Source organism: Variovorax sp. R-27 (assembly GCF_049913215.1).
Lineage (GTDB): Bacteria > Pseudomonadota > Gammaproteobacteria > Burkholderiales > Burkholderiaceae_C > Variovorax.
This window is the reverse complement of sequence record NZ_CP183984.1, coordinates 1,720,778-1,746,397: the sequence shown is the minus strand read 5'-3', so window position 1 is coordinate 1,746,397 and position 25,620 is coordinate 1,720,778. Positions and strand designations below refer to the sequence as shown.

Sequence of the window (25,620 nt, the reverse complement as noted above, 5' to 3'; positions counted from 1 at the left end):
CCCGTTACCGGCTCAAGGCAATGAGGCTCCACACGATCGCCACGAGCTGGGCGAGGTTGATCAGGATTGCGGTGATGTGGGTCCTGCGGAATCCCGGGATCGCATCCATGTAGTTGGACTGGATCTGCGCCCCGAGCGCGTCCATCTTGGGAATGACCTTCTTGCGCAGCGCGACGGCAATCAACGCCAGCGCCGCAGCACCCATCGCGAGCCCCGGGCGACCCGCAAATGCAAAGCTGACGGCCGTTGCAGCCGCGGTAACGAATGCGGCGCGGTAGTAGATGTTGAAGAAGCCACGCACAAAGCGGGCGTCGAGCGGCGTGTCGTGCTTCAGCACCAGGAGCGGGATGGAACCCATGATGAAGTAAGCCGTCGTGACGAGAAGTGCCACCGTGAAGAACAGGGCGGCAAACATGGCAGCAGACATCTTGGTTTTCCTCCACGCCATGGGGCTTGGGACGACCGGCACATTATGGGCATTGGCCCGCTGCCGTCCACTGGTGGCTGCCCTGCCCCGGGGTCATCGGCTATCGTCCTGTTCATGTCGCTCGCGCAACCCTCACTCACCGGCCCTCGCCTTCTGCTGCGCCCGCTGCTCGCTTCCGACGCAGCGGCGCTCGTCGAGGCAGCCTCTGACGGCGAACTCTGGAGCCTGCCGTTCACCGTCGTGCCCTCGGCGGAAACCGTCGATGCCTACATCGGCAACGCCCTTGCCGGCCGGGACGCCGGCACCGTGATGCCCTTCGCCACCGTGCTGCGCGAGACCGGCAAGGTCATCGGCTCCACGCGCTTCTGGAAGATCGACCGCATCAACCGCAAGCTGGAAATCGGCAGCACCTGGATCGCGGCCTCATGGCAGAAGACCTTCGTCAACACCGAGGCCAAGCTGCTGATGCTGCGCTACGCTTTCGAAGAACTGCAATGCGTGCGCGTGCAGCTCACCACCGACGAGATCAATGCCAAGTCGCGCGCGGCCATCCTTCGGCTCGGTGCGAAGCAGGAAGGCGTCGTGCGCAACGAACGGATCATGCCGGACGGCCGCAAGCGCAATTCGGTGCGCTTCAGCATCATCGACGACGAGTGGCCGGCGGTAAAACAGCAACTGGAAGCGCGGCTTGGCGCAACGGAGGAACCCAGAGGATGAGTCATTCGGTCATACCCACATCGGAAGAGCACTTCGAAGGCTTGCATCGTGCAGTCGACATCGTCGCGCGCGAACACAAGTACCTGGCGCTGATCGAGGCGCCGCCGCTCGAACAATCGATCGCCTTCTATCGCGACGTGCTGGCCAACGATTTCCCGCATTTCGTGGCCTTGCATGGCCGGGCCGTGGTCGGCTGGTGTGACGTCGCGCCGGTCTTCGGGCATTCGAGGGCGCACATCGGCGTGCTCGGCATCGCGCTGCTGCCCGAGGCGCGGCACAAGGGGCTCGGCGCCGCGCTGCTGCAGGCCGCCATCGACAAGTCATGGGCGCGCGGACTGACGCGCATCGCGCTGTCGGTTCGCACCGACAACCTCAACGCCAAGGCGCTGTACGAAAGATTCGGGTTCGAGCTCGAAGGCACGTACCGCCGCGCCAACCTGATCGACGGCGTGTACTACGACGCCCACGCCATGGCCCTGCTTCGCTAGACTGGACAGCGTCGTCGAACGGAGAGTGCCCATGTGCCGCAGCATCAAGACCCTCTACAACTTCGAGCCGCCGGCCACCGAGCAGGAGATCCGCGCCGCCGCGCTGCAGTTCGTGCGCAAACTCAGCGGCTTCAGCGTGCCGTCCAGGGCGAATGAAGAAGCCTTCGAGCGAGCGGTCGATGAAGTGGCCGCCACCGCGGCGCGGCTGATCGACTCGCTGGTCACCACGGCCGAGCCGCGCGATCGGGCCATCGAAGCCGAGCGCGCCAAGGCCCGCGCCGCCGTGCGCTTCGGCAGCAGCACCGCCGGATAACCTGCCGCCAGCGTCGCGGCATCGCCTTTGATATGGTGCTCTCCAGCACCACCATGCGAATTCCGAGCGTATGAAAAAGACTTACACGGGCGGCTGCCATTGCGGCGCCGTTCGATTCGAAGCCGATATCGACCTGAGCCTGGGCACCCTGCGCTGCAACTGCTCGATCTGCACCAAGACCCGCTTCTGGCCCGCCATCGTTGCGACCGATGCCTTCCGGCTCATCGAAGGCGAATCCGAACTCAGCGAGCAGATGCTCGACACCCGCAACAGCCACTACATCGTCTGCAGGCATTGCAGCGTGCGCTCCTTCGGCGTGGGCCATTCGCCCGAGACCGGCGCGAGCGCCTATGGCGTGAACGTGACCTGCCTGGACGACATGGACCTCGACGACCTCGCCAACTCGCCGATAAGCTACGTGGACGGACACCGCGGCACCTGGCACATCGCGCGCACAGCCATCGGAATCTGACGAAGAGAACCGCTTCCCGCACAAACCACCATCTGGAGATATGCACATGCCCATCGAACTCTGGCTTGCCTTCGTCGCGGCCTCCGCCGTCATGCTGATCATTCCGGGGCCGACCATCCTGACGGTGATCAGCTATTCCATGTCGCACGGCCGCCGCGCCAACGTGCCGCTGGTGGCGGCCGTGGCGCTCGGCGACTCGACGGCGCTGGTGGTGTCGCTGCTGGGGCTGGGTGCGCTGCTGGCCACCTCGGCCTTCTGGTTCACGGTGGTCAAGTGCGTGGGCGGGCTGTACCTGCTGTACCTCGGCATCAAGCTGCTGCGCGCGGGCATCTCGTCCACCGAGGTGGCCGCACCGGCCGCGCCCGCCTCGCGGCTGCGGCTGTTCGCCAACACCTACCTGGTGACGGCGCTGAACCCGAAGGGCATCGTGTTCTTCGTGGCCTTCCTGCCGCAGTTCATCAGCCCGGCGGCCGACGTGACGCGCCAGCTCTGGGTGCTGGCCGTCACCTTCGTGGTGCTGGCCGCAACCAATGCCACGCTCTACGCGGTGTTCGCAGGATCGGCGCGCAAGCTGCTGTCGTCGCCACGCGCGCAGCGGCGCTTCAACTTCGCGGGTGGCTCGCTGCTGAGCGCGGCGGGCATCTGGGCTCTGATGGCACGCCGCCCGGTGTAATCCACCCGCACAGCCCCATGAAAAAGGCCGCGAAGCGCCATGCTTCGCGGCCTTTTCTTTAGTTGCCGCTCAGTTGCGGTACGGGTTGTTCGGATTGCGGTCGTAGCGGTTGGGAACGCCGTCGTTGTCACGGTCCCTGTCGTAGCGGTTCGGCACGCCGTCGCGGTCACGGTCGCCGTAGTGCTGGCCGCGCGGCGGCGGCGGACGGTCGTAGGGTGCGACCACACAGCCGGCCAGGATGGCCGATGCGGCCAGCAGGATCGCCAATGTCTTCGTCATGTGAGTTCTCCTTGGAGTGTTTGTGAAACCGGGGTTCGCCTCCTGCGAGCCGGTACTGCATTGAAGGCCACGCCGGTACGCGTTGGGTTTCCGCATTGAAGCCCCCGCGTGAAGTTCGTTACCGGATGTGGAACCTGCAGAGAACTCTGAGCCGGAGTTCTCGCTCCGGCAAGGCGGCGGGCCGCCCGTCCCCGAGTAGGCGAGGTTCCCGTGGTGCATCGCCGAGAATGTCGTGGCCTCATGCCTTTCGGACACGAATCTTTTCGATGCAGCTCGCGCCCCTCATTCCCGCCCGCAAGACCCTCGCCGCTGCCATGCTGGCCGTGGCTTGCGCGCACCCTGCCTGGGCTCTCGTCAGCTTCGAGGAAGTGAAGCGCGATTTCCGCTCGTCCGACACCACGGTGCTCGACCGCAACGGCGAACTGCTGCAGCGCGTGCGCACCGACCCCACCGTGCGTCGCGGCCAGTGGACCGCGCTGGCCGATGTGTCGCCAGCGCTGCGCACGGCCATGGTGCTGAGCGAGGACAAGCGCTTCTACGAGCACAGCGGCATCGACTGGCGCGCAGTTTCGGCGGCCGCCTGGGGCAACTTGTGGAACACGCGCACGCGCGGCGCCTCGACCATCACGATGCAGCTGTCAGGCCTGCTCGACGAAGACCTGCGCCGCAACTCGGGCGGGCGCAGCTTCACCCAGAAGATCGGGCAGACGGTGGCGGCCGCGCAGCTGGAGCGCAACTGGCGCAAGGACCAGATCCTGGAGGCGTACCTCAACACCGTGCCGTTCCGCGGCGAGATCGTGGGCATCGACGCGCTCTCGCGCACGCTGTTCGGCAAGGCGCCGAGCGGGCTCGATGCGCGCGAGGCGGCCGTTGCGTCGGCGCTGGTGCGCGCGCCGAATGCCAAGCCCGCCGTGGTGGCGCAGCGCGCCTGCGAGGTGCTGCGCGCGATGGAGCCGCAGCAGAAGACCGACTGCGAGGCGCTCGACATGTTCACCAGCGCGGCGGTGCAGCGAAAGGCCTTCGAGGCGAACGAAGGGATTGCGCCGCATGCGGCGCGGCGTGTGCTGCGGGAACTGAGGGACGCGAATGCGGGGGCAGCCCCCACCCCGACCCTCTCCCAGCGGCCGAAGGATAAAGACAGGGAAGTCGGCGTGCGCACCACGCTGCGCGCACCGCTGCAGCGCTTTGCGCTCGACTCCCTGCAGCGCCATCTGCGCGAATTGCGCGAGCGCCACGTGGAAGACGGCGCGCTCGTCGTGCTCGACAACGCGACGGGCGAAGTGCTCGCCTGGGTCGGCTCCTCCGGTCCGCTGAGCCAGGCGGCCGAGGTCGATGGCGTCACCGCCTTGCGGCAGCCCGGTTCCACGCTCAAGCCTCTGCTCTACGGCCAGGCGATTGCCGAGCGGCGCATCACCGCGGCCTCGCTGATCGAGGATTCTTCGGCGCAGATCAGCACCGCCAGCGGCCTCTACATTCCGCAGAACTACGACCGCCGCTTCAAGGGCCCTGTGTCGGCGCGCACCGCGCTGGCTGCGTCGCTCAACGTGCCGGCGGTGCGCACGCTGGTGATGGTGTCGCCCGAGGCCTTCGCGCGCGAGCTGCGTGCAGCCGGCCTGCCGCTGCGCGAGAGCGGCGACTACTACGGCTACAGCCTCGCGCTGGGCAGCGCCGAGGTGTCGCTGCTGTCGCTCACCAACGCCTATCGCATGCTGGCCAACGGCGGGCGCTACGGAACGACGACACTGACCGCGCGGCCACCTGTGCCTGCGGACAAGACGAAGGCAGGCGCCCCGCCGCTGCTCGACCCGCGCGCCGCCTTCATCGTCGGCGACATCCTCTCCGACCCGAACGCGCGCACGCGCACCTTCGGCCTCGACAGCATCCTCTCCACCCGTTTCTGGACGGCCGTGAAGACCGGCACCAGCAAGGACATGCGCGACAACTGGGCCGTGGGCTGGTCGCAGCGCTACACGGTGGGCGTGTGGGTCGGCAACGCCAGCGGCGAATCGATGTGGGACGTGAGCGGCACCAGCGGCGCAGCGCCGGTGTGGGCTGAGGTAATGCGCTTCCTGCACGCACGCGAGCCGAGCCGCGCGCCCGCGCCGCCGCCGGGCCTCGTCGAAACGCGCGTGAGCTTCGGCCCCGGCGTCGACGGCAACCCGCTCGAAGCGGCGCGCAGCGAATGGTTCCTGCAGGGCACCGAGCAGCCGCTGTTCGCGCTCGACACCGGCATGGCTGCCGACACCGTCTCGGCGCGCATCACCGCGCCGACCGACGGCACCATCATCGCGCTCGACCCCGACATTCCGCCCCAGCGCCAGCGCGTGCGCTTCGACTCGGAAGGCCGCGGCGTGCAGTGGCGCGTCGACGGCAAGCCCTTTGCGCGCGGCAACAGCGTGCAGTGGTTTCCCTGGCCGGGGCGCCACGTGATCGAACTGGTGGACGCCAGCGGCAAGGTGGTCGACCAGCGCCGGCTCGAAGTGCGCGGCGCGGGCGTGGTGACGAAAAGCGCGCGCCGGTAATTGGCCCGGTTGCCGTCCGGGCCAATCACCGGATGTACAGTCCGGGCTTCGGACGGCAAAATTCGTCCAATCATTGAATGACTAGGCCCACCTGATGCTCGCCCAAGCCCCTCGCACCTCTCTGGCGGACACCGCTGCCGACAGCATCCGCGCCGAAATCTCCGCCGGCCGCTGGGCCGTCGGCTCCCGCATTCCCATCGAGCCGCAACTCGCGCAACTGCTGGGCGTGAGCCGCGGCACGGTGCGCGAGGCGGTCAAGACGCTGGTGTCGCGCGGGCTGCTCGAAGTGCGCCAGGGCTCGGGCACTTACGTTCGCTCGGGTTTCGACCCGTCGTCCAGCCTGCAGAAGATGCGCCTGGCCAGCCTGCGCGACCAGTTCGAGGTGCGCCGCGCGCTCGAAGTGGAGGCCGCACGGCTCGCGGCGGTGCGCCACACGGCGCGCGACCTGCGCCGCCTGCACACCCTGCTCGACAAGCGCGGCACCTTCGACGCCAGCGACAACGGCGCGGGCTTCATCGAACGCGACCTCGCCTTTCACCTTGCCATCGTCGACGTGTCGGGCAATCTCGCGCTGGCCGAAACCTGCCGCTTCATCACGGGCTACATCAAGGAAACCATCGCGAGTTCGCTGGGCAGCAGCAACCTGCCCGAGCCCGACGAGGCCGCGCACCGCGCCATCGTGGAAGGCATTGCCAGCCGCGACCCCGACGTGGCCGCCGCGGCGGTGCGCACCTTCATGGCGCCGATGATCAACGCGCTGGCGCTGGGCTCGTGATGAGTTCGGCCACTTTCGCGCCGGGCAACGGCGCCACTACGCGCCACGCAAGCAACGACCTGCTGATCGACGCCGAAGCCGACAGCCTGCCCTTGCCGCGCCCCACACCCGCACCAACACTCGCCCGCCGAATCCTGCTCGGCGCGAGCGTGGTGCTGATCGCCTTCAACCTGCGCCCGGTGTTCGCCAGCCTCTCGGTGGTGCTGCCGGAAATCATCAAGGCCACCGGGCTCTCGTCCACCGCCGCGAGCCTGCTGACCACGTTGCCGATCGTCTGCCTCGGCGTGTTCGCGCCGCTCGCGCCCGGCCTGGGCCGCCGCTTCGGCACAGAGCGAACGCTGCTCGCGTGCATGGTGCTGATCCTGGTCGGCACGGTGCTGCGCGGCACCGGCAACATTCCGCTGCTGTTCCTGGCCTCGGCCATCGCGGGCAGCGGCATCGCGGTGTCGAACGTGCTGCTGTCGGGCCTGGTGAAGCGCGACTTCGCGGCGCAGGCGGCGCTGATGATGGGCCTGTACACCATGGCCGTGTGCGGCGGCGCGGCCAGCGCCGCCGGCCTCACAGTGCCCATCGAGCACGCGCTGGGCGGCGGCTGGACCATGGCGCTCGCTATGTGGGCGCTGCCGGCCGCGCTGGTCACCCTCATCTGGGCGCCGCAGGCGCTGCCGCTGAAGCCGGTGGCGAGCGAATCGGGCTTCACGGTGCGCGGCCTGTGGCGCGACAGGCTGGCGTGGCAGGTCACCTTCTTCATGGGGCTGCAATCAGCCCTTGCCTACATCGTGATGGGCTGGCTCGCGCCGATATTGCGCGAGCGCGGCCTCGGCAGCGAAACAGCCGGCTACGTGGTGTCGCTGTCGGTCATGACGCAGGTGGTCACCTGCCTCGTGGTGCCGGCGCTGGCGGTGAAGCTGCGCAACCAGCGCGGGCTGGCCGTGGTGCTGGCGATGCTCACGGTGGGCGCCATGCTGGCGATGCTGTTCGCGCCGCTCGGTGGGGTATGGGCCTGGGCCGTGCTGCTGGGCATTGCGCAGGGCGGCACCTTCGCGCTGGCGCTCACGATGATCGTGCTGCGCTCGCCCGACTCGCACGTGGCCGCGCACCTCTCGGGCATGGCGCAGGGCGTGGGCTACATGGTGGCGGCCTTCGGTCCGCTGGTGGCCGGGCTGCTGCACGGCTGGACGGGGAGCTTTCGCGCCTCGTCGTGGCTCTTCATCGGGCTGGGCATCGCGCTCGTCGTCGCGGGGCTGGGCGCCGGCCGCACGATGCACGTGGGCACGACGACCGTGCCGCGGCACTGAGCAGGTCTGCTTCCTTACTGCGGCCCGCCGCAGAAATCCGCGCGTTCGGTGGTCTTCGCGGTGAAGCGGATGCGCGTGCTGCTCGCTGAGCTTTTCGGCTCGTTCTGCGGCCACTCGCTCTGCAGCCAGGTGTATTGCCACTCATACGACGCACCCGGCTTCGCGGCTTCGCCGTAGGCGATGCGCAGGCTGCCGTTGCTTTCGTCGTGGCAGTGCTTCGAGGTCTTGTATTCCTTCTCGCTGAAGCAGGCGCGGATCATCTTGAAGCACGAGAACGGAATGCCTTCTTGCACGGCCTTGCCGCCTTCGAGCGGGATGAAGTCGGCCGTGTCGAACGAGGCGCCGCCGCCGGAGTACCCCTCGAACACGGTCTGCAGCACGGCCACGGCCCACTTGCCTTCAGCCAGCGGGTAGAGCGCGGGCGCAAGCGACAGGTGCGTGTCGGGCCGGTCGGCATCCTTCTTCAGGCCCTGCGCGTAGTCCGAGAAGTCATGGAGGCGATCGAGCTGCCAGCTCTTCGCATCGATGCCTCGCTTGATGCGCGCCATGACCAACGGCTCGCCAGAGAGCACCACGTAGTCATTGGGCGAAGCGCCGCGCGGGCGGTACAGGCCGAGCTCCTGCACGTCGCAGGGCTGCGGCAGCAAGGCACAGAGGTGCGCTCGCCATTGCGCATCGAGCGACTCGGGCTTCTTCACGGCATCGAACACCTGCGCGGACGGCGCGGCGAGCACGGGAGCGGCGAACGGCAGGGAGAGCAGCAGCGGCAACAGCTTTTTCATGGAGCCGAATGGTAGCCACGGCCTGGGCGTTGCGCGAGGGTCGCTTGCTAAAGTCGGCTCCGACCATGAATCTTTCTTCTCCTCCCCTCCTCCGGATCGATGCGCTGCGCTTCGCGTACCCCGACCAGCCTGCGCTGGTGTCGAACTGGAGCGCATCCATCGGCCCGGGCGTCACGCTGCTTTATGGCGACACGGGCACCGGCAAATCGGCGCTGCTCCAGGTGATTGCAGGCACGCTGCCCGCCATCGGGCGGCTGACGGTGGCGGGGGTGAGCCTCGATGCCGCGCCCGAGGCCTATCGCCGCCAGGTGTTCTTCGTCGATCCGGTGACCGACCGCTTCGACCAGCTCACCGCACGCGAATGCACGGCCTCGCTCGTCGAGGGCGACGCGGGCTTCAGCGACGCGAAGTGGCAGGCCATTGCCGACGGCTTTGCGCTCGCCCCGCATCTGGACAAGAAGATGTTCATGCTCTCGACCGGTTCGAAGCGCAAGGTGTGGATGGCGGCCGGGCTTGCATCGGGCCGCCCGCTCATCCTGCTCGACGAGCCGACGGCCGGGCTCGATGCACCATCGACCCGCTGCCTGTGGGCCACGCTCACCGGCTTTGCGGACCAGTCGAAGCAGGCGGTCATCGTGGCCAGCGCGGCGCGCATCGACACGGTGCCGCTCGCGGCCACCATCGAGCTGCCGCTCGGCTGAAGCGTCTCTTCAGGCCGCGTCGAAGTTCGTGCTGCGGCTCACGGCCTCCCAGGCCTCCATGTCCTTGAGCAGCGCCTGCGCATGGGCGCGCACCGCATCGACCGAATCGTCGCCCAGTTGCAGGCGCAGCGGTGTGTGTTCGGCGTCCAGCGCCTTCTCGATGGCCACCGCCGCCTTGCGCGGATCGCCGGCCTGCGTGTTGTGCATGGTGTGCGCGAACTCGCGCGTGGCGCCCACCACCGGCTGGTAGGCCTCGATCACCGGCATGTGGCGCATGCCGCTGCCCGCGAGCTGCGTGCGGAACTGGCCCGGCTCGACGATCAGCACCTTGATGCCGAAGGGCGCCACTTCCTGCGCCAGCGCTTCCGAAGCGCCTTCCAGCGCGAACTTGGAGGCCGAGTACGCGCTGAAGCCCGAGAACGAAAGCTGCCCGCCCAGGCTGGAGATGTTGACGATGGCGCCCGACTTCTGCGCACGCAGCACCGGCAGCGCGGCGCGGGTGACGGCCATGGCGCCGAAGAAGTTGGTGTTCATCAGGGCGCGCAGCTCGGCGTCGGGAGTTTCTTCTAGCGCGCCGACCACGCCGTAGCCGGCGTTGTTGATGAGCACGTCGATACGGCCGAAGCGCGCGACCGCGGCTCGAACGGCGGCTTCGGCTGCGCCGGCTGCGTCCACGTCGAGCGGCGTGGCCAGCACGCGGTCGGGCGCCAGCGCCACGAGATCGGCGAGGCGGCCGGCGTCGCGGGCGGTGGCGACCACGTTGTGGCCCTGCGCCAGCGCGTGCTCGGCAAAGGCGTGGCCGAAGCCGGAAGCAGCGCCGGTGATGAACCACGTCTTGCGGGTTTCGGGAGTGTTGGCGGTGGTGGGCATGAGGGTGGCTCCTTCGGTATTTGCGGGTTGTTGGAGAGGCATGGCGTGACTGTTCCAGCAATCGCATTCATCGACTAGACGGTTCAAATCGAATGCACCTTGCGATACGATGCATGAATGGACCGCACCCTGCTCCCGCACCTCGCGATCGTGCTGGCGGTGCACCGGCGCGGCGGCTTCGCGGCTGCCGCGGCCGAACTGGGCATGAGCGCCTCGGCCGTGAGCCACGCGGTGCGCGCCGTCGAAGACCACCTGGGCCAGCCGCTGTTCGCACGCACCACCCGCAGCGTGCGGCTCACCGAGGCCGGCGCCGGCTTCATCGGCATGCTCAGCCCCGCCATGGGCGAGATTGCCGATGCGGTCGACCGCTTTGGTGAAGCATTGGGGCGCGTGAGCGGCGTGCTGCGCATCAACGCGCCGCACGTGGCGCTGCCACTGGCCATGACGCCGCTGGTGGCCGAAATGTCGCGCCGCCACCCCGAACTCACGGTCGAAATTACCTGCGACGACGGCCTGGCCGACATCGTCGCCGGCGGCCACGACGCGGGCGTGCGTCTGGGCCACACCGTGGCGCAAGACATGGTCGCCGTGCGGCTCACGCCGCCCTTCCAGGCCATCATGGTGGCCACGCCGCGCTACCTGGCTGCGGCTGGCGAGCCGCGCAACATCGACGCGCTGCAGCAGCACAACTGCATCGGCTTTCGCTTCGTGACTTCGGGCGGCGTGTACGCCTGGGACCTGCGCGACAAAGCAGGCGCCCACGTGTCGATCGAGGTGCCGGGCACGGTGCGCGTCACCGACGCGCTGTATGCCCGTGATCTGGCACTGGCCGACGTGGGCATTGCCTACATCTTCGAGCCCCTGGTGCGCGCCGAACTGCGCGACGGCCGCCTGCGGCAGCTGCTGCCGCGCACGGCTTTCGACGAGCCGGGGCTGTTTTTGTACTTTCCGCGCCGCGCGGCGCAGGCACCCAAGCTGCGCGCTTTTGTCGACCTGGCGCGGGAAATGCTGAAGCCTTAAAGCGCCCGCCGAAGGGGGTCATCGGGCCCCATCCGGCCGAACCCGGCCCCAGCCGGGCGACAATCGGGGATTCCGGCGAAAACACCCCTATCCCCGTTCCGCCGGAAGTTCCAGCCAACCCGACAACCCAGGATCTACGGAAGCAAGCGCATGAGCTCGAAGCAACCCACCATCGTCTACACCCTCACCGACGAGGCGCCCCTGCTGGCGACCTACGCGTTTCTGCCCATCATCCGCGCCTTCACCAACCCGGCCGGCATCAACGTGGCCACCAGCGACATCTCCGTGGCGGCCCGCATCCTGGGCGAATTTCCCGAGCTGCTGAGCGACGACCAGAAGGTGCCCGACAACCTGGCCGAACTGGGCAAGCTCACGCTCAAGCCCGAGGCCAACATCATCAAGCTGCCCAACATCAGCGCCTCGGTGTCCCAGCTCAAGTCGGCCATCAAGGAACTGCAGGGCAAGGGCTACAAGATCCCCGACTACCCCGAGAACCCGACCTCGGACGAGGACAAGGACATCCGCGCGCGCTACAACAAGTGCACCGGCAGCGCGGTGAACCCGGTGCTGCGCGAAGGCAACTCCGACCGCCGCGCGCCCAAGGCCGTGAAGGAATACGCACGCAAGAACCCGCACAGCATGGCCGACTGGAGCCAGGCCTCGCGCTCGCACGTCTCGCACATGCACGGCGGCGACTTCTACCATGGCGAAAAGTCCATGACGCTGGACCGCGCGCGCAACGTCAAGATGGAGCTGATCACCAAGAGCGGCAAGACCATCGTGCTCAAGCCCAAGGTCGCGCTGCTGGACCGCGAGGTCATCGACTCCATGTTCATGAGCAAGAAGGCACTGCTGGCCTTCTATGAAAAGGAGATCGAGGACGCGCACAAGACCGGCGTCATGTTCTCGCTGCACGTCAAGGCCACCATGATGAAGGTCTCGCACCCCATCGTGTTCGGCCACTGCGTGAAGATCTTCTACAAGGAAGCCTTCGAGAAGCACGGCAAGCTGTTCGACGAGCTGGGCATCAACGTCAACAACGGCATGATCGATCTCTACAACAAGATCGCCACCCTGCCGCAGAGCACGCAGGACGAGATCAAGCGCGACCTGCACGCCTGCCATGAGGGCCGCCCCGAACTGGCCATGGTCGACTCGGCCAAGGGCATTACCAACTTCCATTCGCCCAACGACGTGATCGTGGACGCCTCGATGCCCGCGATGATCCGCAACGGCGGCAAGATGTGGGGCGCCGACGGCCGCCTGAAGGACGTGAAGGCCGTGATGCCCGAATCGACCTTCGCCCGCATCTACCAGGAGATCATCAACTTCTGCAAGTGGCACGGCGCCTTCGACCCCAAGACCATGGGCACGGTGCCCAACGTGGGCCTCATGGCCCAGAAGGCCGAGGAGTACGGCTCGCACGACAAGACCTTCGAGATCCCGGAGGACGGCGTCGCCAACATCACCGACCTGGACAGCGGCGAAGTGCTGATGAGCGAGAACGTGGAGCAAGGCGACATCTGGCGCATGTGCCAGGTCAAGGACGCCGCGATCCGTGACTGGGTCAAGCTGGCCGTTACCCGTGCGCGCAACTCGGGCATGCCGGTGGTGTTCTGGCTGGACGCCTACCGCCCGCACGAGGCGCAGCTGATCACCAAGGTCAAGATGTACCTGCACGAGCACAACACCTCGGGCCTGGACATCCAGATCATGAGCCAGGTGCGCGCCATGCGCTACACGCTGGAGCGCGTCGTGCGCGGCCTGGACACCATCAGCGCCACCGGCAACATCCTGCGCGACTACCTGACCGACCTGTTCCCCATCATGGAACTGGGTACCTCGGCCAAGATGCTGTCGATCGTGCCGCTGATGGCCGGCGGCGGCCTGTACGAGACCGGCGCGGGCGGCTCGGCCCCCAAGCACGTGCAGCAGCTGGTGGAAGAAAACCACCTGCGCTGGGACTCGCTGGGCGAATTCCTCGCGCTGGCCGTGAGCCTGGAAGACCTGGGCCTGAAGACCGGCAACAAGAAAGCCGCCATCCTGGCCAAGACGCTCGACACCGCCACCGGCAAGCTGCTCGACAACAACAAGAACCCGTCGCCCAAGACCGGCCAGCTCGACAACCGCGGCAGCCAGTTCTACCTGGCCATGTACTGGGCGCAGGAACTCGCCGCGCAAACGGACGACAAGGAACTGCAGGCCCAGTTCGTGAAGCTGGCCGGCACGCTCGCCAGCAACGAGCAGAAGATCGTCGACGAACTCTCGGCCGTGCAGGGCAAGCCGGTGGACATCGGCGGCTACTACCTGGCGGACCCCGCCAAGTTCGAAGCCGTGATGCGCCCGAGCGCCACGCTCAACGCGGCGCTGGCGTCGGCCCAGGGCTGATGGGTATCGAGCGGGTGGCAGCTGTGAAGCCCTGGCTCGCAATGCTTCCCGCCGCGCTGGCCCTGGCTGGCGCGGCAGGCACTGCGCACGGGGCCGAAGACTGCGAAGCCCTGCGCACCCGCGTCGAATCGAAGATTGCCGCGGCCGGCGTGGCGCGCTTCACCGTCACCGTCATCGATGCCAACGCATCGGCGAACGGCCAGGTGGTGGGCAGCTGCGAGCTCGGCAGCAAGAAGGTCGTGTACCTGAAGGACGCCGGGTCCGGGCCGGGCTCGGCCCCGGCGGTCCCGCCCACATCGTCGGGCGAACCAATCCTCACCGAATGCAAGGACGGCACCGTGTCCGTCGGCGGCGACTGCAGGAAGTAGACGGGGCAGCGCTCAGCGCTTCCCCACCACCCGCGCAATCCAAGCCAGCAACACTGCCTCAACTTCCTCACGATTGACCTCGTTCAGCGTCTCGTGTCGCGCGCCACCGAACACGTGGCACGACACATCGCGCAGCCCCGCCTCGCGGTAGCGCTGCACCAGCGGATAGAACCACTCGGCCTTGTTGCTGACCGGGTCCTCATCACCGATGAACAGATAGAGCGGCAGCTCGGGCCGGATGTGCTTGCGCATCGCGGCAGGCGTCAGGTCGGCGAGATTCGCGAACATCGAACCCAGCCCCTCGGCCGATACCGTGAAGCCGCACAGCGGATCGGCAATGTAGGCATCGACCTGCGCCGGATCGCGGCTGAGCCAGTCGAAGGGCGTGCGAACGTCTGGCAATGCGGCGTTCATGTCTTCCAGCTTGAAGCCAGACTGCAATGCGGCACCCAGCAAGTCGAGCGCCGAAGTGCCCGAGAGCACCGCGCCCGCCAGCAGCGCGCTGTGTTTGACGAGGTAGTACTGCGTGGCGAACGAGCCCATGCTGTGGCCCACAAGAATCAGCGGCAGGCCGGGATGCACGCCGCGCACGTGATGGCTCAGCAGCGCCATGTCGTCCACCAGCCCGGCGAACGCGCGCGGTCCGAACTCGCCCAGTTCGCCGCGCTCTGAGGCTCCCTTGCCATGGCCGCGGTGCTCGTTCGCATAGACCACGTAGCCGGCCTGCACCAGCGCATCCGCCAGATGCCGGTAGCGCAGCGAATGCTCGCCCATGCCGTGCGCCAGCTGGATGACGGCACGCTGCGTCGCGCCCTGCCAGCGATGGACCTCCACCGTGACGCCGTCGTGGGCGGTCAGTTCGAAGTGGGTCTCGGTGGTGGGCATGCGGTGCTCCGATTTGAAGGGAGCACCATCCTAGGTGCTGATGAACGGAGCTTCGATCAGGGGTTTCCAGCCTCTGTCGCGTGGCGGACAGCCAATAGCGCTGCCATCTTCTTCAACGCAGCTTCCGGCGTGGGCTCGATGTGGATCGAGCAGGCCAGCATCAGGTTCAGCGGCTGACCGAAGTCTTCGACCGCGATGCCGGTGCCGCTTTCGCGCAGCACGTCATTCGCGTCGACCTCGCACTGCAATGCCGCCCGCGCGCGGTCTGCATAGCTGCCTTCGGGCACGCCGTAGGCCACCACCGGAATCCCCAGCGCAATCGCCGCGCCAACTTCGAACACCGTGCCGGAATCGGGCTCCATGCCCCTGAAGCACTGGAGATTGGCAACGACACCGTCTGCGCTGCGAAGGCGCTGCATGTTGGCTTCGTAGATCTGCATTTCCGGGGCGTCGGGGGTTTGCTCCTCGTTGCCGTCGGCAGGTAGCAGTGCCGCGAGGCCGGCCGCATCGCACGCGGCAGTCAGCCGGATGAAATGATCTCTCGCGTCGGGACGGAAGACGTCCGGGCCCGCCAGGTAGATGCGCGGGCGAGCCGGGATCTCGGGAGATTTGTCCATCGACGGAGCATCATCGATTTCCGAGCTCGGCTCAATCTCGGCAACATGGTGTGAAGCGACTTACCGATGGATGCATCAGGCACACGGCACCAATCCCCGGCCTTCGGGGAATCAGGCAAGAAACTCGCATAAAGCGACTACCGCCCCGCTCGCGCCTTTTTCAAGAATGGACGCTCCCTCCATTCACGAACCAAGGCGCACCATGAACACTGCACATCGCACCGGCGCACTCACCGCGCTCTCGCTGTCCCTCGCCATGGCCTCCGGGCCTTCGCAGGCCCAGGCGCAACGCCCCAGGCTGCTCGAAGACCCGAACCGCTACGTGGGCATGTGGGTGACACAAGACGGCCATATCCGCCACGAACTGCTTCCAAACGGCCGCTACGACGAAGCCCGTGGCACGCGCCAGAGCGCCTACCAGGGCCGCTACACGCTCACCGGCAATCACATCGACTACGTCGACGACACCGGCTTCACGGCGGACGGCGAGTTCCGCGACGGCGTGCTGTACCACGCGGGCATGGTGCTCTACCGCGAAAGCAAAAGCACTACGCGGCGCTGAGCGGCAACCGGATCGGCTTCGCGTTTTGCAGGATCAGGCAAAAACCACGTTCGATTCGGATACCACCTCAGGCACCTCGGAAGCGAAACTTCTTTCCATGCCCGGCTCACGCTCTTTTCTGTGTGAGCCCCACGGCAACCAGACCAGCACGAGGAGTTCTCCATGACCGCAATCCAGGAAAAAGTCGTTCTCATCACCGGCGCGAGCAGCGGCATCGGCGAAGCGACCGCGCGGCTGCTTGCGCGGCGCGGCGCCAAGGTGGTGCTCGGTGCGCGCCGCACCGACAGGCTCGCGGCACTCGTGGCCGAAATCGAGGCCACGGGCGGCACGGCGAGCTTCCAGCGGCTCGACGTGACGCACCGGCCCGACGTGGAAGCCTTTGCCGAATTCGCCCTCGAGACGCATGAGCAGATCGACGTGCTCGTCAACGCCGCGGGCGTGATGCCGATGTCGCCGCTGTGGAACCGCAAGATCGAGGAATGGGAACTCATGATCGACGTGAACCTGCGCGGCGTGCTGCTCGGCATCGCAGCCGTGCTGCCGACGATGCAGGAGCAGGGCTGGGGCCACATCGTGAACGTGGCGCCGGTGGCGATGCAGGGTGTGTCGCCCAACTCGGCCGTGTACCACGGCACGCAGTACGCGGTGAACGCGATCTCCGAGGGGCTGCGGCAGGAGCACGCCGGCCGCCTGCACGTGACGGTGGTGAGCCCCGACGTGAACGGCCCGAGCGACCCGCTGGCCGAGCGCATCGCGGCCAGCTACGCCCGCGAACGCATGCGCACGAACCGGCGACTTGCAGTGCCGGTGGATGCCGTGGCCCGGTCGATTGCCGGGGCCATCGAAGGCTATGGCATCACGGCCGGAGCGATGCGGCCGCCCAGCAGGCAGAAGCCGCACCCCTCCGTGTACGTCCAGTAATTCAATAGGTCTTGTACGGCAGGAACTTGCCCGACAGCACCACGTTGACGCGGTCGCCCTTCGGGTCGGCCTGGCGCTGGATGTCCATGCTGAAGTCGATGGCGCTCATGATGCCGTCGCCGAACTCTTCATGGATCAGCTCCTTGATGGTGGTGCCGTACACGCTCACCACCTCGTACCAGCGGTAGATGAGCGGATCGGTCGGCACAGGCGTGGGCAGCGAGCCCTTGTAGGGCACCACCTGCAGCCACTTCTGCTCCTCGACCGTGAGGCCGAAGATCTTGCCGATGACCTTGGCCTGCTTGTCGTCGAGCGTCATCTGGCCGAGGCAGGCGGCGGTGGTCCACTCTTTCGAGAGACCGACCTTCCTGGCCACGTCGGCCCACTGGATGCCCTTGCTCACCTTGACGGTGATGATTTTCTCGGTGACGTCGTTGCGGTTCATGCGGGTTTGCTCCTGATTGGATTGAAGAAAAGCGGAAGGCTCACGACGCCTTCGCGCGCGTGACGAGAAAGTCGACGATGTGATTGCGCAGCGCGTAGTAGCCGTCCAGGTGGTGCAGCGAGGCCCTGGTGCGTTCGCGCGGCAGCGGGTTGACCACCGTCTCGACGATGTTCCCCGCACGGTAGCCGCCCTGCGGCAGGTCGGCGCCATTGGTCATCAGCAGGATGCGGTCGGCCAGCAGGATGGCCTCGTCCACGTCGTGCGTGATCATGAAGACGGTCTGCTGCGTCTGCCGCACGATGGCCATCAATTCATCTTGAATGGTGCCGCGCGTGAGCGCATCGAGCGCGCCGAAGGGCTCGTCGAGCAGCAGCATCTTGGGCTGGATGGCAAAGGCGCGCGCAATGCCCACACGCTGCTTCATGCCGCCCGAAAGCTGCGACGGCTTCTTGTCGATGGCCGCCTGCAGGCCGACCATGGCAACGAAGCGCTCCACCTGTGCATCGACCTGCGCGCCCGACCACTCTGGCCAGCGCGAAACCACGGCGAACGCGATGTTCTTGCGCACGGTGAGCCACGGCATGAGCGCATGGCTCTGGAACACCACGCCGCGCTCCAGGCTGGGGCCCGCCACCTCGCGTCCATCCATGAAGACGTGGCCTGCGCTGGCCTGGTCGAGGCCTGCCAGCACGTTGAGGATGGTGGTCTTGCCGCAGCCCGAGTGGCCGATGATGCAGACGAATTCGCCACGGTCGAGCGTGAACGACACGTCCGCGAACACAGGCCGTGTTGGCACAAAGGCCTTGGCGAGCCCTTCGATGCGCAGGAAGCCGCGGGCGCCTGGCGCCTCCACGGCGGCAGTGGATGCAACGGGTTGAGTCATGACTTCGCCTTGGGTCGCAAGATCGGTGCGCTCACTCCACATACGTCACCTTCCGCTGCAGGCCCGCGAAGGCCTGGTCGAGCAGCATGCCCACGACACCGATCAGCAAGATCGCGAAGATCACGTTGGTGAGCGACAGGTTGTTCCACTCGTTCCACACGAAGTAGCCGATGCCCGTGCCGCCCACCAGCATCTCGGCCGCCACGATGACAAGCCACGCAATGCTCATGCTGATGCGCATGCCCGTGAGGATGGTCGGCGCTGCCGCCGGCAGGATCACGCGGAACGCACGGCGCAGCGGCTTCACCTCGAGCGTGCTGGCCACGTTGAGCCATTCGCGCTTGACCGAGGCCACGCCGAAGGCCGTGTTCAGCAGCATCGGCCACACCGAGCAGATGAAGATCACGAAGATGCCGCTGACCGACGAGTCCTTGATGGTGTAAAGCGCCAGCGGCATCCACGCCAGCGGCGAGATCGGCTTGAGCACCTGTATGAACGGATCGAATGCCTTGTGCAGCAGCGGCGACATGCCGATGACGAAGCCCAGCGGCACTGCAACCAGGCACGCCAACGCAAAGCCCAACCCCACGCGTGCCAGCGAATAGGCCAACTGGATGGCAATGCCCTTGTCGTTGGGCCCGTTGTCGTAGAACGGATTCGACAGGTGCTTCCACGCGGTGGCGCCCATCTCGGCCGGCGTGGGAAAGCCCGAACTCTTCACCTGGCCCTGCGTCGGGTCCTTGCCAAGCATCTTCTGGTATTCGATCTGCTCGGCTGTCATGCCTGCTACAGCGGAGGCACCGGTGGTCGGTGCGGTCGCCAGCTGCCACACGCCGACCAGCAGCAGGAACATCAGCAGCGACACCAGCGCCGCCTTGAACGAGAGGGCCTTCTTCGGCATGGCTCAGGCCATCTTCGCAATGGCGAAGCTCTTGACGTAGTCGTCGGGCTTCGCCGGATCGAACACCTTGCCCATGATCGTGAACTTGGGGTAGGCGCCATCGGGCACGACCTGGCCCAGGTCCTTCATGCGCTTCTTCGCGTCGGTGAGCAGGAAGACTTTTTCGGCGATCTGCTTGTAGTTGATGTCGCCTTTCACGTAGCCCCAGCGCTTCATCTGCGTGAGCATCCACACGGCCATCGACTGCCAGGGAATAGGGTCGAAGTCGGCCCGGTCGGGCACGGTGCGGATGTTGCCCAGCCCGTCGGCAAACTTGCCGGTGAGCACCTGCATGAGCACGGTCTCGGGCTGGTTCAGGTACTGCGCGGGCGCGATCACCTTCGCGATGAGCTCGCGGTTCTTCGGATCGCGCGCCATGGCCGATGCGGTGAGCACCGAGCGCACCAGCGCGGCGAAGGTGTTGGGGTTCTTCTCGATGAACTCGGTCGAGGAGCCGAAGGCGCAGCACGGGTGTCCGTTCCACAGCTCTTTGGTGAGCAGGTGGATGAAGCCGATTTCCTCGAACACGGCGCGCTGGTTGAACGGGTCGGGGCCGAGGTAGCCGTCGATGTTGCCTGCGCGCAGGTTGGCCACCATCTCGGGCGGCGGCACCACGCGGATCTGGATGTCGGTGTCGGGGTTCAGGCCCGCTTCCGCCACGTAGTAGCGCAGCAGGAAGTTGTGCATGCTGTACTCGAAGGGCACGGCGAACTTCAAGCCCTTCCAGGTCCTGGGGTCGCGCTTGTCCTTGTGCTTGTGCTTGTTGGCCAGGGTGATGGCCTGGCCGTTGGTGTTCTGGATGGTCGCGACGTTCATGGGCACCGCGTTGGAGCCCGCGCCCATCGAAATGGCCAGCGGCATGGGCGACAGGAAGTGTGTGGCGTCGTACTCCTTGTTGAGCATCTTGTCGCGAATGAGCGCCCAGCCCGCCGTCTTCACCACTTCCACGTCGAGGCCCTGCTTCTGATAGAAGCCCAGCGGGTGCGCCATGATGAGCGGCGTTGCGCAGGTGATTGGAATGAAGCCGATCTTGAGCCTGGTCTTCTCGAGCGGCGCTTTCTCCTGCGCCATGGCCTGCAGCGCGCCGAGCGGAAACACCGAGGCGATGGCGGCGCGCGCGGTGTTGGCGCCAACGGCGCGCAGGAAGCCACGCCGCACGCTGTCAGCGGGGAACAGCGCCTTCATGAGGCTGGCTTCGAGCTTGTCTTCTGGCAGCACACCCGCGCCGTGCACGCGCCCGCAGGCGCAGCGCATCTTCAGTGGCCGGTCGGCATCGTAGGGATCGCAGGCGGTCTGTTCGCGCGGGCTGGACATGGTGGTGCACCTCGTTGGAAAGATGCAGCAGCCGTTGCAAGCGCCGGGCCGGAAATGCGCCGCAACTCCCTTTCGACGCGTTGCGGCTCCAGATCGTGCCGCCGATGTCGAGGCCTTGTAGGGCTGGCACTACAAGCCGGTGCACACCGGCCGTGTTTTCAGCCAGTCGCACCCTGCTTGCCGTGGCGTTCGGCATACAGGGCCAGTTCCACGTCGTTCTTGGTGCCGGTCTTTTCGAGGATGCGCGCGCGGTAGGTGCTCACGGTGTTGGGCGCCAGGCCCAGCTGCGCACCGATTTCGCTCACGCTGTGCCCGGCGCTGAGCAGGCGGTACACCTGATGCTCGCGGTGCGAGAGCATTTCGGCGCCCTGCCCGGCGCCACGGCCCACGGCAGTGGCCAGTGCCTCGGCCGTGGCCGCCGACACGTACAACCCACCGGCCGCCACCTTGCGCACCGCACCGACCATGTCGTCGGCGTCGGCGCTCTTGTTGAGATAGCCCGAGGCGCCGAGCTTGATGCAGCGTACGGCGTACTGCTTCTCGGGGTACGTGCTGAGCATCAGCACCGGGAGCGTGGGCCACTGCTTGCGCAGGGCCTGCAGCACGTCGAGGCCGTCGCGGCCCGGCAATGCGATGTCGAGCAGGACCACGTCGAGGCCTTCCTGGCCTCCGAGCGCCTGTACCGTTTCCAGCACTTCCGGGCCGGTCTGTGCTTCGGCGCGCACGGTCATGGCGGGCAGGCCGTTGGAGAGGTCGCCGAGCATCTGCTTGAGGCCCTCTCGCACGATGCGGTGGTCGTCGGCTATCAGTACGCGGATGTCGGTCATCTCATTTGTCCGTGTCTTCTTGTTCTCGTTCGGGGTGCGTGCGGATGACACCGGGTGCTCCCCTCCGCGATGTTTCCCCGTCGGCATGATCGCGCCCCGAACCGACGCAGCAGATCGAAAAACAGGGCTTCATGGCAGCGGCAAGTGCAGACAGAAGGTGCTGCCCTCACCCATCCGGCTCTCGATATCGACGCGCCCGCCGAAGTGGCGCGCACGCTCTCGCATGCCGAGCACGCCATAGGAAGTGGCAGCCTCGAAGGCCTGCGCCGGTGCACCGACACCGTCGTCGCGCACGCTGATGCTCAGTTGCTCTTGTTCGACACCGATGCGGATCTCGAGGCTGTGCGCCCGCGCATGCCGGCCGACGTTGCTCAGCATCTCCTGGAAGATACGGAACACTGCAATAGCCGCAGGCTCGGGCAGCTCCACGCCGGGCGGCACGTCGAAGCGCCAGTCCAGTTCGAGCTCCGCCGCCTGCACGAACTCGTGCGCCTGCCATTCGAGCGCGGCCCACAGGCCCTGATGGTCGAGGATGCTGGGACGCAGGTCGGTGATGATGCGCCCCACGTTGTCTACCGCGCGTTCGATGAGCTGGCTCATGTTCGTGCACTTGCAGCGCATCTGGTCGCGCATGGCTTGTGCCGCGTCGGGCGTGCGCTCCTGCTGTTCGCCCAGGCGCTTGCCGATCCAGTTGACGTCCATCTTCAGCGCCACCAGCAGGCTTCCGAGCTCGTCGTGCACCTCGCGCGCGATGCGGGTCCGCTCGTCCTCGCGCACCTTGTCGAGCCAGGCAGAGAGTTCACGCAGTTGCACCAGCGCGTCGCTGAGCTCACGGGTGCGCTCCTGCACGCGCAGGCCGAGTTCGTCCTTTGCCTGCTGCAAGGCCTCGGCCTGGCGGCGACGTTCGGTGATGTCGACGAAGGTGATGACGGCGCCGCGCACCTGAGCGCCATCCATGATGGGGTGGCTCGAATATTCGACCGCGAAGGCGGTGCCGTCGCGGCGCCAGAACACCTCGGTGTCGATGCGGCACGGCAGGCCGCGTCTGAAGGCGTTGAAGATGGGGCAGTCGGTGTCGGCGTAGTGCGAACCGTCGGGGTGCGAGTGGTGCGTGAGCTCGTGCATGTTCGAACCGAGCACGTCGCGCACCTCGTGGCCGAGCATCTGCGCGCCGGCCCGGTTGATGAACATGCAATGACCGTCGAGGTCGATGCCGAAGATGCCCTCGCCCGTCGACTCAAGCAGCAGGCCTAGCTGGTGCTGCCAGAGCGGGTGGCTAGCGGTCGGGTTCAGTACGGGCGTCTCCATGCACCAAAAGCAAGCAACAGCCGTGCCCGAAGCACCCCGGCCGGGTCAGGTGCGCGCCCAGTGGAACTTTCGATCCGCCTCCTTGATGGGCTGGTCGTTGATGCTCGCAAAGCGCCTTTGCATCAGGCCGTTCTCCGCGAACTCCCAGTTCTCGTTGCCGTGGCTGCGATACCACTGGCCCGCGTCGTCGTGCCATTCGTACTCGAAGCGCACCGCGATGCGGTTGTCCATGAAGGCCCACAGCTGCTTCTTCAGCCGGTAGTCGAGCTCGCGCACCCACTTGCGCGACAAGAATTCGACCACCTGCTCGCGGCCATTGACGAACTCGGCGCGGTTGCGCCATTCGGTGTCGGGCGTGTAGGCCAGGCTCACGCGCACGGGGTCGCGCGAGTTCCAGGCGTCTTCGGCAGCCTGGACTTTCCTGGTGGCCGATTCAAGGGTGAAGGGCGGCAGCGGCGGGCGGGATTCCATGAGGGTCTTTCGTTGAAGTGGTGAAGGGGAATGCGCCGCAATGTGCCACATGTAGACAGACCTGTCTACATGCCTACAATCGCGGCATGGACATCTCCGTCATCTCTGCGCTGCCTGCGCGCGAGCGCATCCTTCTCACCGCGCACGACCTCTTCTATGCCGACGGCATTCGCGCCACCGGCATCGACCGCGTCATTGCCGCGTCGGGCGTCACCAAGGTCACCTTCTACCGGCACTTTCCTTCGAAGGACGACCTGGTGCGAGCCTTTCTCGACCACCGGCACGGACGATGGATGGCATGGTTCATCGATGCGCTCGGCCGGCGCGGCGCGCAGCAGCGCATCGGCGACGCACAGGCGCTGGAGATGCTGGCCGACGTGATGGCCGAGTGGTTTGCCGACCCGGTGTTCCGCGGCTGCGCGTTCATCAACTCGGTGGTGGAAGTGGGCACGAGCGTGGCCGGTGCCAGCGAAATCGCGCGCGAGCATAAGCGCGAGATGGTCGAGGTAATTGCGGGCCTCATGCCCGATGGACCGCAACGCACGGCCATTGCGCAGGCGGCCGCGCTGGGCGTCGACGGCGCCATCGTCAAGGCGCAGATGGGCGACGCCGCACTCGCGCGCGAAGCGGTCGACGACCTGCGCCGCTTGCTTCAGGCGCTGACAGCCACGCTCGTCACTTCACGACCATCAGCGTGAACGGCCACACATAGGCCTGCAAGGTCACGTAGAAGCCCACGAGGCAGGCCAGCGCGATGGAGTGGAAGAAGACGTAGCGAAGGATCTCGCCTTCGTGGTTGAACCAGCGCGTGGCGGTGGAGGCAACCACGATCGACTGTGCATCGATCATCTTGCCCATCACGCCGCCCGAGCTGTTGGCCGCGCCCATCAGGTTCGGGCTCAGGCCCAGCTGGTCGGCCGCCACCTTCTGCATGCCGCCGAAGAGCACGTTCGACGCCGTGTCGGAGCCCGTGAGCGCCACGCCCAGCCAGCCCATCAGCGTGCCGAAGAACGGGTAGAACATGCCGGTGTTGGCAAAGGCCAGCCCCAGCGTGGTGTCCAGTCCCGAGTAGCGCGTGAGCGTGCCCAGCGCGAGCATCAGCATGATGGTGAGCAGCGAGAACTTCACCAGCCACAGCGTGCGGCCATAGGCGGCCACGAGTTGGATGGGGTTGTACTTCATCACCAGCCCGCCCACGATGGCCGACACCAGGATGCCGGTGCCCGTGGCCGAGAGCAGCAGCAGCTGGTACACCGCGCCCTCCTTCGTCGGCTTGGGCACCACCGGCGCCACCTTCTCGATCATGTTGTGCAGCCCGTCGATGGGGAAGTTGGGCGCGAAGATGCCGTTGAGCCAGGTCTTCACCACAGGCAGGCCCCAGATGAACACGAACACCGTGAGAATGAGCCACGGCGTCCAGGCGCGGATCACGTCGGCGCTCGAATGCTTCGCGGGCGCAACGGCCGGGCCGGCCTCGCCGCCGTCGGTTTCGTGCCCCTTGAGCGACACCGAGGTCCAGATCTTCTTAGGCTTCCACACGCGCAGGAACAGCACCAGGCAAACCATCGACACGATGGCCGCGATGATGTCCACCAATTCGGGCCCGATGTAGTTCGACACCAGGAACTGCGGAATCGCGAAGGACACGCCCGTCACCAGGATGGCCGGCCACACCTCCATCATTCCCTTGCGCCCCGCGAAGGCCCAGATGAGCCAGAACGGCACCAGCAGCGAGAAGAACGGCAGCTGCCGCCCGATCATCGCGGTGACCGCCATCAGGTCGTAGCCGTGCACCTTGGCCAGCGTGATGACCGGTGTGCCCAGCGCGCCGAAGGCAACCGGCGCCGTGTTGGCAATGAGCGAGAGCCCCGAGGCCGCGAGCGGCGAGAAGCCCAGCCCGATGAGAATGGCCGCCGTGACCGCCACCGGCGTGCCGAAGCCGGCCGCACCCTCGAAGAAGGCGCCGAAGGCAAAGGCGATGAGCAGCAGCTGCAGGCGCCTGTCTTCCGTGATGCCGGCAATCGAGTCCTGCAGTATCTGGAAGCTGCCGTTCTGCTGCGTGAGCTGCTGCAGGAAGATGATGTTCAGCACGATCCAGCCAATGGGCAGCAGGCCGGTGATGCCGCCCAGAAAGGCCGCCTTGCCCGCCATGTCGGCCGGCATGCCGAAAGCGAACACCGCGATGACCACCGCACTCAGCAGGCCGAGCCCCGCCGCGTAGTGCGCCTTGACGTGAAGCAACCCGAGACACACCAGCATCACCACCACCGGTATCGCGGCCAGTGCCGTCGATACGATCATGTTGCCGAACGGGTTGTAAACCTGTTGCCAGACCATGCGCTTGTCTCCTCTTT

The 25,620-nt window shown here is 66.6% G+C and carries 29 protein-coding genes; 15 read left to right on the top strand and 14 right to left on the bottom strand.

Annotated features, from left to right (window positions below):
* Nucleotides 1–4 precede the first annotated feature (4 nt).
* Nucleotides 5–415, bottom strand: a complete 411-nt coding sequence (locus ACN9MV_RS07875; protein ID WP_426391769.1) for a hypothetical protein — start codon at nt 413–415, stop codon at nt 5–7.
* A gap of 126 nt (nt 416–541) precedes the next feature.
* On the opposite strand from ACN9MV_RS07875, the gene ACN9MV_RS07870 reads away from it, so the two are divergent.
* The 5 genes from ACN9MV_RS07870 to ACN9MV_RS07850 all read left to right on the top strand — a co-directional run bounded on the left by ACN9MV_RS07870 (nt 542) and on the right by ACN9MV_RS07850 (nt 3,090).
* On the top strand, nt 542–1,144 hold the full coding sequence (locus tag ACN9MV_RS07870; RefSeq protein ID WP_093049207.1) for a GNAT family N-acetyltransferase: 603 nt from the start codon (nt 542–544) through the stop codon (nt 1,142–1,144).
* Nucleotides 1,141–1,632 (top strand): GNAT family N-acetyltransferase, encoded by a 492-nt coding sequence (locus ACN9MV_RS07865; RefSeq protein WP_093049204.1) that lies wholly within the window; start codon nt 1,141–1,143, stop codon nt 1,630–1,632. The genes ACN9MV_RS07870 and ACN9MV_RS07865 overlap by 4 nt, the downstream gene beginning before the upstream one ends.
* A 31-nt stretch (nt 1,633–1,663) precedes the next feature.
* Nucleotides 1,664–1,945: a DUF2277 domain-containing protein gene (locus ACN9MV_RS07860; protein WP_093050367.1), complete on the top strand. Its 282-nt coding sequence runs from the start codon at nt 1,664–1,666 to the stop codon at nt 1,943–1,945.
* A gap of 70 nt (nt 1,946–2,015) precedes the next feature.
* Nucleotides 2,016–2,417 carry a GFA family protein gene (locus ACN9MV_RS07855; protein WP_093172250.1) on the top strand — a complete coding sequence of 134 codons (402 nt, stop codon included), beginning with the start codon at nt 2,016–2,018 and terminating at the stop codon, nt 2,415–2,417.
* A gap of 46 nt (nt 2,418–2,463) precedes the next feature.
* Nucleotides 2,464–3,090 (top strand): LysE family translocator, encoded by a 627-nt coding sequence (locus ACN9MV_RS07850; RefSeq protein WP_093050364.1) that lies wholly within the window; start codon nt 2,464–2,466, stop codon nt 3,088–3,090.
* A 69-nt stretch (nt 3,091–3,159) separates the two neighbouring features.
* Here the strand turns inward: ACN9MV_RS07850 and ACN9MV_RS07845 are convergent, their stop codons facing one another.
* Nucleotides 3,160–3,369: a thrombospondin type 3 repeat-containing protein gene (locus ACN9MV_RS07845; RefSeq protein WP_093049198.1), complete on the bottom strand. Its 210-nt coding sequence runs from the start codon at nt 3,367–3,369 to the stop codon at nt 3,160–3,162.
* A 266-nt stretch (nt 3,370–3,635) separates the two neighbouring features.
* Between ACN9MV_RS07845 and pbpC the strand changes: the two genes are divergently transcribed.
* From pbpC to ACN9MV_RS07830, 3 genes are all read left to right on the top strand, one after another.
* Entirely contained in the window at nt 3,636–5,891 is a 2,256-nt protein-coding gene (pbpC, locus tag ACN9MV_RS07840; RefSeq protein ID WP_426391768.1) for a penicillin-binding protein 1C, read from the top strand.
* Between the two features lie 94 nt (nt 5,892–5,985).
* The gene (locus ACN9MV_RS07835) at nt 5,986–6,666 is read left to right on the top strand and encodes a FadR/GntR family transcriptional regulator (RefSeq protein ID WP_093049192.1); all 681 of its coding nucleotides are present in this window, start codon (nt 5,986–5,988) and stop codon (nt 6,664–6,666) included.
* Nucleotides 6,666–7,964 (top strand): CynX/NimT family MFS transporter, encoded by a 1,299-nt coding sequence (locus ACN9MV_RS07830; RefSeq protein WP_426391767.1) that lies wholly within the window; start codon nt 6,666–6,668, stop codon nt 7,962–7,964. The genes ACN9MV_RS07835 and ACN9MV_RS07830 overlap by 1 nt, the downstream gene beginning before the upstream one ends.
* 14 nt (nt 7,965–7,978) lie before the next feature.
* Here the strand turns inward: ACN9MV_RS07830 and ACN9MV_RS07825 are convergent, their stop codons facing one another.
* Nucleotides 7,979–8,746 carry a hypothetical protein gene (locus ACN9MV_RS07825; protein WP_426391766.1) on the bottom strand — a complete coding sequence of 256 codons (768 nt, stop codon included), beginning with the start codon at nt 8,744–8,746 and terminating at the stop codon, nt 7,979–7,981.
* Nucleotides 8,747–8,811: 65 nt separating this feature from the next.
* Here ACN9MV_RS07825 and ACN9MV_RS07820 point away from each other — a divergent pair, with 65 nt between their 5' ends.
* Nucleotides 8,812–9,447 (top strand): ABC transporter ATP-binding protein, encoded by a 636-nt coding sequence (locus ACN9MV_RS07820; protein ID WP_426391765.1) that lies wholly within the window; start codon nt 8,812–8,814, stop codon nt 9,445–9,447.
* Between the two features lie 9 nt (nt 9,448–9,456).
* Here ACN9MV_RS07820 and ACN9MV_RS07815 read toward each other — a convergent pair whose 3' ends face one another.
* Nucleotides 9,457–10,317 (bottom strand): oxidoreductase, encoded by an 861-nt coding sequence (locus ACN9MV_RS07815; protein ID WP_426391764.1) that lies wholly within the window; start codon nt 10,315–10,317, stop codon nt 9,457–9,459.
* Nucleotides 10,318–10,434: 117 nt separating this feature from the next.
* Here ACN9MV_RS07815 and ACN9MV_RS07810 point away from each other — a divergent pair, with 117 nt between their 5' ends.
* From ACN9MV_RS07810 to ACN9MV_RS07800, 3 genes are all read left to right on the top strand, one after another.
* The gene (locus tag ACN9MV_RS07810; protein ID WP_426391763.1) at nt 10,435–11,337 is read left to right on the top strand and encodes a LysR family transcriptional regulator; all 903 of its coding nucleotides are present in this window, start codon (nt 10,435–10,437) and stop codon (nt 11,335–11,337) included.
* Nucleotides 11,338–11,487: 150 nt separating this feature from the next.
* On the top strand, nt 11,488–13,725 hold the full coding sequence (locus ACN9MV_RS07805; RefSeq protein ID WP_093049177.1) for an NADP-dependent isocitrate dehydrogenase: 2,238 nt from the start codon (nt 11,488–11,490) through the stop codon (nt 13,723–13,725).
* A 41-nt stretch (nt 13,726–13,766) separates the two neighbouring features.
* A complete protein-coding gene (locus tag ACN9MV_RS07800) occupies nt 13,767–14,093 on the top strand; it encodes a DUF1161 domain-containing protein (RefSeq protein WP_426391762.1) in 327 nt (108 codons plus the stop codon).
* A gap of 12 nt (nt 14,094–14,105) precedes the next feature.
* On the opposite strand, the gene ACN9MV_RS07795 is transcribed toward ACN9MV_RS07800, so the two are convergent.
* Complete coding sequence (locus ACN9MV_RS07795) at nt 14,106–14,978, bottom strand: alpha/beta fold hydrolase (RefSeq protein WP_097199851.1); 873 nt, start codon at nt 14,976–14,978, stop codon at nt 14,106–14,108.
* A 56-nt stretch (nt 14,979–15,034) separates the two neighbouring features.
* Complete coding sequence (locus ACN9MV_RS07790; protein ID WP_426391761.1) at nt 15,035–15,595, bottom strand: nucleoside 2-deoxyribosyltransferase; 561 nt, start codon at nt 15,593–15,595, stop codon at nt 15,035–15,037.
* Between the two features lie 202 nt (nt 15,596–15,797).
* Between ACN9MV_RS07790 and ACN9MV_RS07785 the strand changes: the two genes are divergently transcribed.
* Both ACN9MV_RS07785 and ACN9MV_RS07780 read left to right on the top strand, forming a co-directional pair.
* Nucleotides 15,798–16,157 carry an Atu4866 domain-containing protein gene (locus ACN9MV_RS07785; protein ID WP_426391760.1) on the top strand — a complete coding sequence of 120 codons (360 nt, stop codon included), beginning with the start codon at nt 15,798–15,800 and terminating at the stop codon, nt 16,155–16,157.
* 162 nt (nt 16,158–16,319) lie between these two features.
* Nucleotides 16,320–17,078 carry an SDR family oxidoreductase gene (locus tag ACN9MV_RS07780; protein WP_093049169.1) on the top strand — a complete coding sequence of 253 codons (759 nt, stop codon included), beginning with the start codon at nt 16,320–16,322 and terminating at the stop codon, nt 17,076–17,078.
* A 1-nt stretch (nt 17,079) separates the two neighbouring features.
* Here ACN9MV_RS07780 and cynS read toward each other — a convergent pair whose 3' ends face one another.
* The 7 genes from cynS to ACN9MV_RS07745 all read right to left on the bottom strand — a co-directional run bounded on the left by cynS (nt 17,080) and on the right by ACN9MV_RS07745 (nt 23,266).
* A complete protein-coding gene (gene cynS, locus ACN9MV_RS07775) occupies nt 17,080–17,523 on the bottom strand; it encodes a cyanase (RefSeq protein ID WP_093049166.1) in 444 nt (147 codons plus the stop codon).
* 40 nt (nt 17,524–17,563) lie between these two features.
* Nucleotides 17,564–18,406 carry an ABC transporter ATP-binding protein gene (locus ACN9MV_RS07770; protein WP_426391759.1) on the bottom strand — a complete coding sequence of 281 codons (843 nt, stop codon included), beginning with the start codon at nt 18,404–18,406 and terminating at the stop codon, nt 17,564–17,566.
* 31 nt (nt 18,407–18,437) lie between these two features.
* Nucleotides 18,438–19,307: a nitrate ABC transporter permease gene (gene ntrB, locus ACN9MV_RS07765; protein WP_093075675.1), complete on the bottom strand. Its 870-nt coding sequence runs from the start codon at nt 19,305–19,307 to the stop codon at nt 18,438–18,440.
* A gap of 3 nt (nt 19,308–19,310) precedes the next feature.
* Nucleotides 19,311–20,600, bottom strand: a complete 1,290-nt coding sequence (locus ACN9MV_RS07760; protein ID WP_426393151.1) for a CmpA/NrtA family ABC transporter substrate-binding protein — start codon at nt 20,598–20,600, stop codon at nt 19,311–19,313.
* Between the two features lie 218 nt (nt 20,601–20,818).
* On the bottom strand, nt 20,819–21,487 hold the full coding sequence (locus ACN9MV_RS07755; RefSeq protein WP_426391758.1) for a response regulator transcription factor: 669 nt from the start codon (nt 21,485–21,487) through the stop codon (nt 20,819–20,821).
* Between the two features lie 129 nt (nt 21,488–21,616).
* Nucleotides 21,617–22,795, bottom strand: a complete 1,179-nt coding sequence (locus ACN9MV_RS07750; RefSeq protein WP_426391757.1) for a PAS domain S-box protein — start codon at nt 22,793–22,795, stop codon at nt 21,617–21,619.
* A gap of 45 nt (nt 22,796–22,840) precedes the next feature.
* Nucleotides 22,841–23,266: a DUF1348 family protein gene (locus ACN9MV_RS07745; RefSeq protein ID WP_097199855.1), complete on the bottom strand. Its 426-nt coding sequence runs from the start codon at nt 23,264–23,266 to the stop codon at nt 22,841–22,843.
* An 86-nt stretch (nt 23,267–23,352) separates the two neighbouring features.
* Between ACN9MV_RS07745 and ACN9MV_RS07740 the strand changes: the two genes are divergently transcribed.
* The gene (locus tag ACN9MV_RS07740; RefSeq protein ID WP_426391756.1) at nt 23,353–23,964 is read left to right on the top strand and encodes a TetR/AcrR family transcriptional regulator; all 612 of its coding nucleotides are present in this window, start codon (nt 23,353–23,355) and stop codon (nt 23,962–23,964) included.
* Here the strand turns inward: ACN9MV_RS07740 and ACN9MV_RS07735 are convergent.
* On the bottom strand, nt 23,942–25,603 hold the full coding sequence (locus ACN9MV_RS07735; RefSeq protein WP_426391755.1) for an L-lactate permease: 1,662 nt from the start codon (nt 25,601–25,603) through the stop codon (nt 23,942–23,944). The two genes, ACN9MV_RS07740 and ACN9MV_RS07735, sit on opposite strands and share 23 nt — an antisense overlap.
* Between the last annotated feature and the right edge of the window lie 17 nt (nt 25,604–25,620).

Coding starts and splice junctions, on each gene's coding strand:
- ACN9MV_RS07875 (WP_426391769.1), bottom strand. CDS start 415: ATGTTTGCCGCCCTGTTCTTCACGGTGGCACTTCTCGTCACGACGGCT.
- ACN9MV_RS07870 (WP_093049207.1), top strand. CDS start 542: ATGTCGCTCGCGCAACCCTCACTCACCGGCCCTCGCCTTCTGCTGCGC.
- ACN9MV_RS07865 (WP_093049204.1), top strand. CDS start 1,141: ATGAGTCATTCGGTCATACCCACATCGGAAGAGCACTTCGAAGGCTTG.
- ACN9MV_RS07860 (WP_093050367.1), top strand. CDS start 1,664: ATGTGCCGCAGCATCAAGACCCTCTACAACTTCGAGCCGCCGGCCACC.
- ACN9MV_RS07855 (WP_093172250.1), top strand. CDS start 2,016: ATGAAAAAGACTTACACGGGCGGCTGCCATTGCGGCGCCGTTCGATTC.
- ACN9MV_RS07850 (WP_093050364.1), top strand. CDS start 2,464: ATGCCCATCGAACTCTGGCTTGCCTTCGTCGCGGCCTCCGCCGTCATG.
- ACN9MV_RS07845 (WP_093049198.1), bottom strand. CDS start 3,369: ATGACGAAGACATTGGCGATCCTGCTGGCCGCATCGGCCATCCTGGCC.
- pbpC (WP_426391768.1), top strand. CDS start 3,636: ATGCAGCTCGCGCCCCTCATTCCCGCCCGCAAGACCCTCGCCGCTGCC.
- ACN9MV_RS07835 (WP_093049192.1), top strand. CDS start 5,986: ATGCTCGCCCAAGCCCCTCGCACCTCTCTGGCGGACACCGCTGCCGAC.
- ACN9MV_RS07830 (WP_426391767.1), top strand. CDS start 6,666: ATGAGTTCGGCCACTTTCGCGCCGGGCAACGGCGCCACTACGCGCCAC.
- ACN9MV_RS07825 (WP_426391766.1), bottom strand. CDS start 8,746: ATGAAAAAGCTGTTGCCGCTGCTGCTCTCCCTGCCGTTCGCCGCTCCC.
- ACN9MV_RS07820 (WP_426391765.1), top strand. CDS start 8,812: ATGAATCTTTCTTCTCCTCCCCTCCTCCGGATCGATGCGCTGCGCTTC.
- ACN9MV_RS07815 (WP_426391764.1), bottom strand. CDS start 10,317: ATGCCCACCACCGCCAACACTCCCGAAACCCGCAAGACGTGGTTCATC.
- ACN9MV_RS07810 (WP_426391763.1), top strand. CDS start 10,435: ATGGACCGCACCCTGCTCCCGCACCTCGCGATCGTGCTGGCGGTGCAC.
- ACN9MV_RS07805 (WP_093049177.1), top strand. CDS start 11,488: ATGAGCTCGAAGCAACCCACCATCGTCTACACCCTCACCGACGAGGCG.
- ACN9MV_RS07800 (WP_426391762.1), top strand. CDS start 13,767: ATGCTTCCCGCCGCGCTGGCCCTGGCTGGCGCGGCAGGCACTGCGCAC.
- ACN9MV_RS07795 (WP_097199851.1), bottom strand. CDS start 14,978: ATGCCCACCACCGAGACCCACTTCGAACTGACCGCCCACGACGGCGTC.
- ACN9MV_RS07790 (WP_426391761.1), bottom strand. CDS start 15,595: ATGGACAAATCTCCCGAGATCCCGGCTCGCCCGCGCATCTACCTGGCG.
- ACN9MV_RS07785 (WP_426391760.1), top strand. CDS start 15,798: ATGAACACTGCACATCGCACCGGCGCACTCACCGCGCTCTCGCTGTCC.
- ACN9MV_RS07780 (WP_093049169.1), top strand. CDS start 16,320: ATGACCGCAATCCAGGAAAAAGTCGTTCTCATCACCGGCGCGAGCAGC.
- cynS (WP_093049166.1), bottom strand. CDS start 17,523: ATGAACCGCAACGACGTCACCGAGAAAATCATCACCGTCAAGGTGAGC.
- ACN9MV_RS07770 (WP_426391759.1), bottom strand. CDS start 18,406: ATGACTCAACCCGTTGCATCCACTGCCGCCGTGGAGGCGCCAGGCGCC.
- ntrB (WP_093075675.1), bottom strand. CDS start 19,307: ATGCCGAAGAAGGCCCTCTCGTTCAAGGCGGCGCTGGTGTCGCTGCTG.
- ACN9MV_RS07760 (WP_426393151.1), bottom strand. CDS start 20,600: ATGCGCTGCGCCTGCGGGCGCGTGCACGGCGCGGGTGTGCTGCCAGAA.
- ACN9MV_RS07755 (WP_426391758.1), bottom strand. CDS start 21,487: ATGACCGACATCCGCGTACTGATAGCCGACGACCACCGCATCGTGCGA.
- ACN9MV_RS07750 (WP_426391757.1), bottom strand. CDS start 22,795: ATGGAGACGCCCGTACTGAACCCGACCGCTAGCCACCCGCTCTGGCAG.
- ACN9MV_RS07745 (WP_097199855.1), bottom strand. CDS start 23,266: ATGGAATCCCGCCCGCCGCTGCCGCCCTTCACCCTTGAATCGGCCACC.
- ACN9MV_RS07740 (WP_426391756.1), top strand. CDS start 23,353: ATGGACATCTCCGTCATCTCTGCGCTGCCTGCGCGCGAGCGCATCCTT.
- ACN9MV_RS07735 (WP_426391755.1), bottom strand. CDS start 25,603: ATGGTCTGGCAACAGGTTTACAACCCGTTCGGCAACATGATCGTATCG.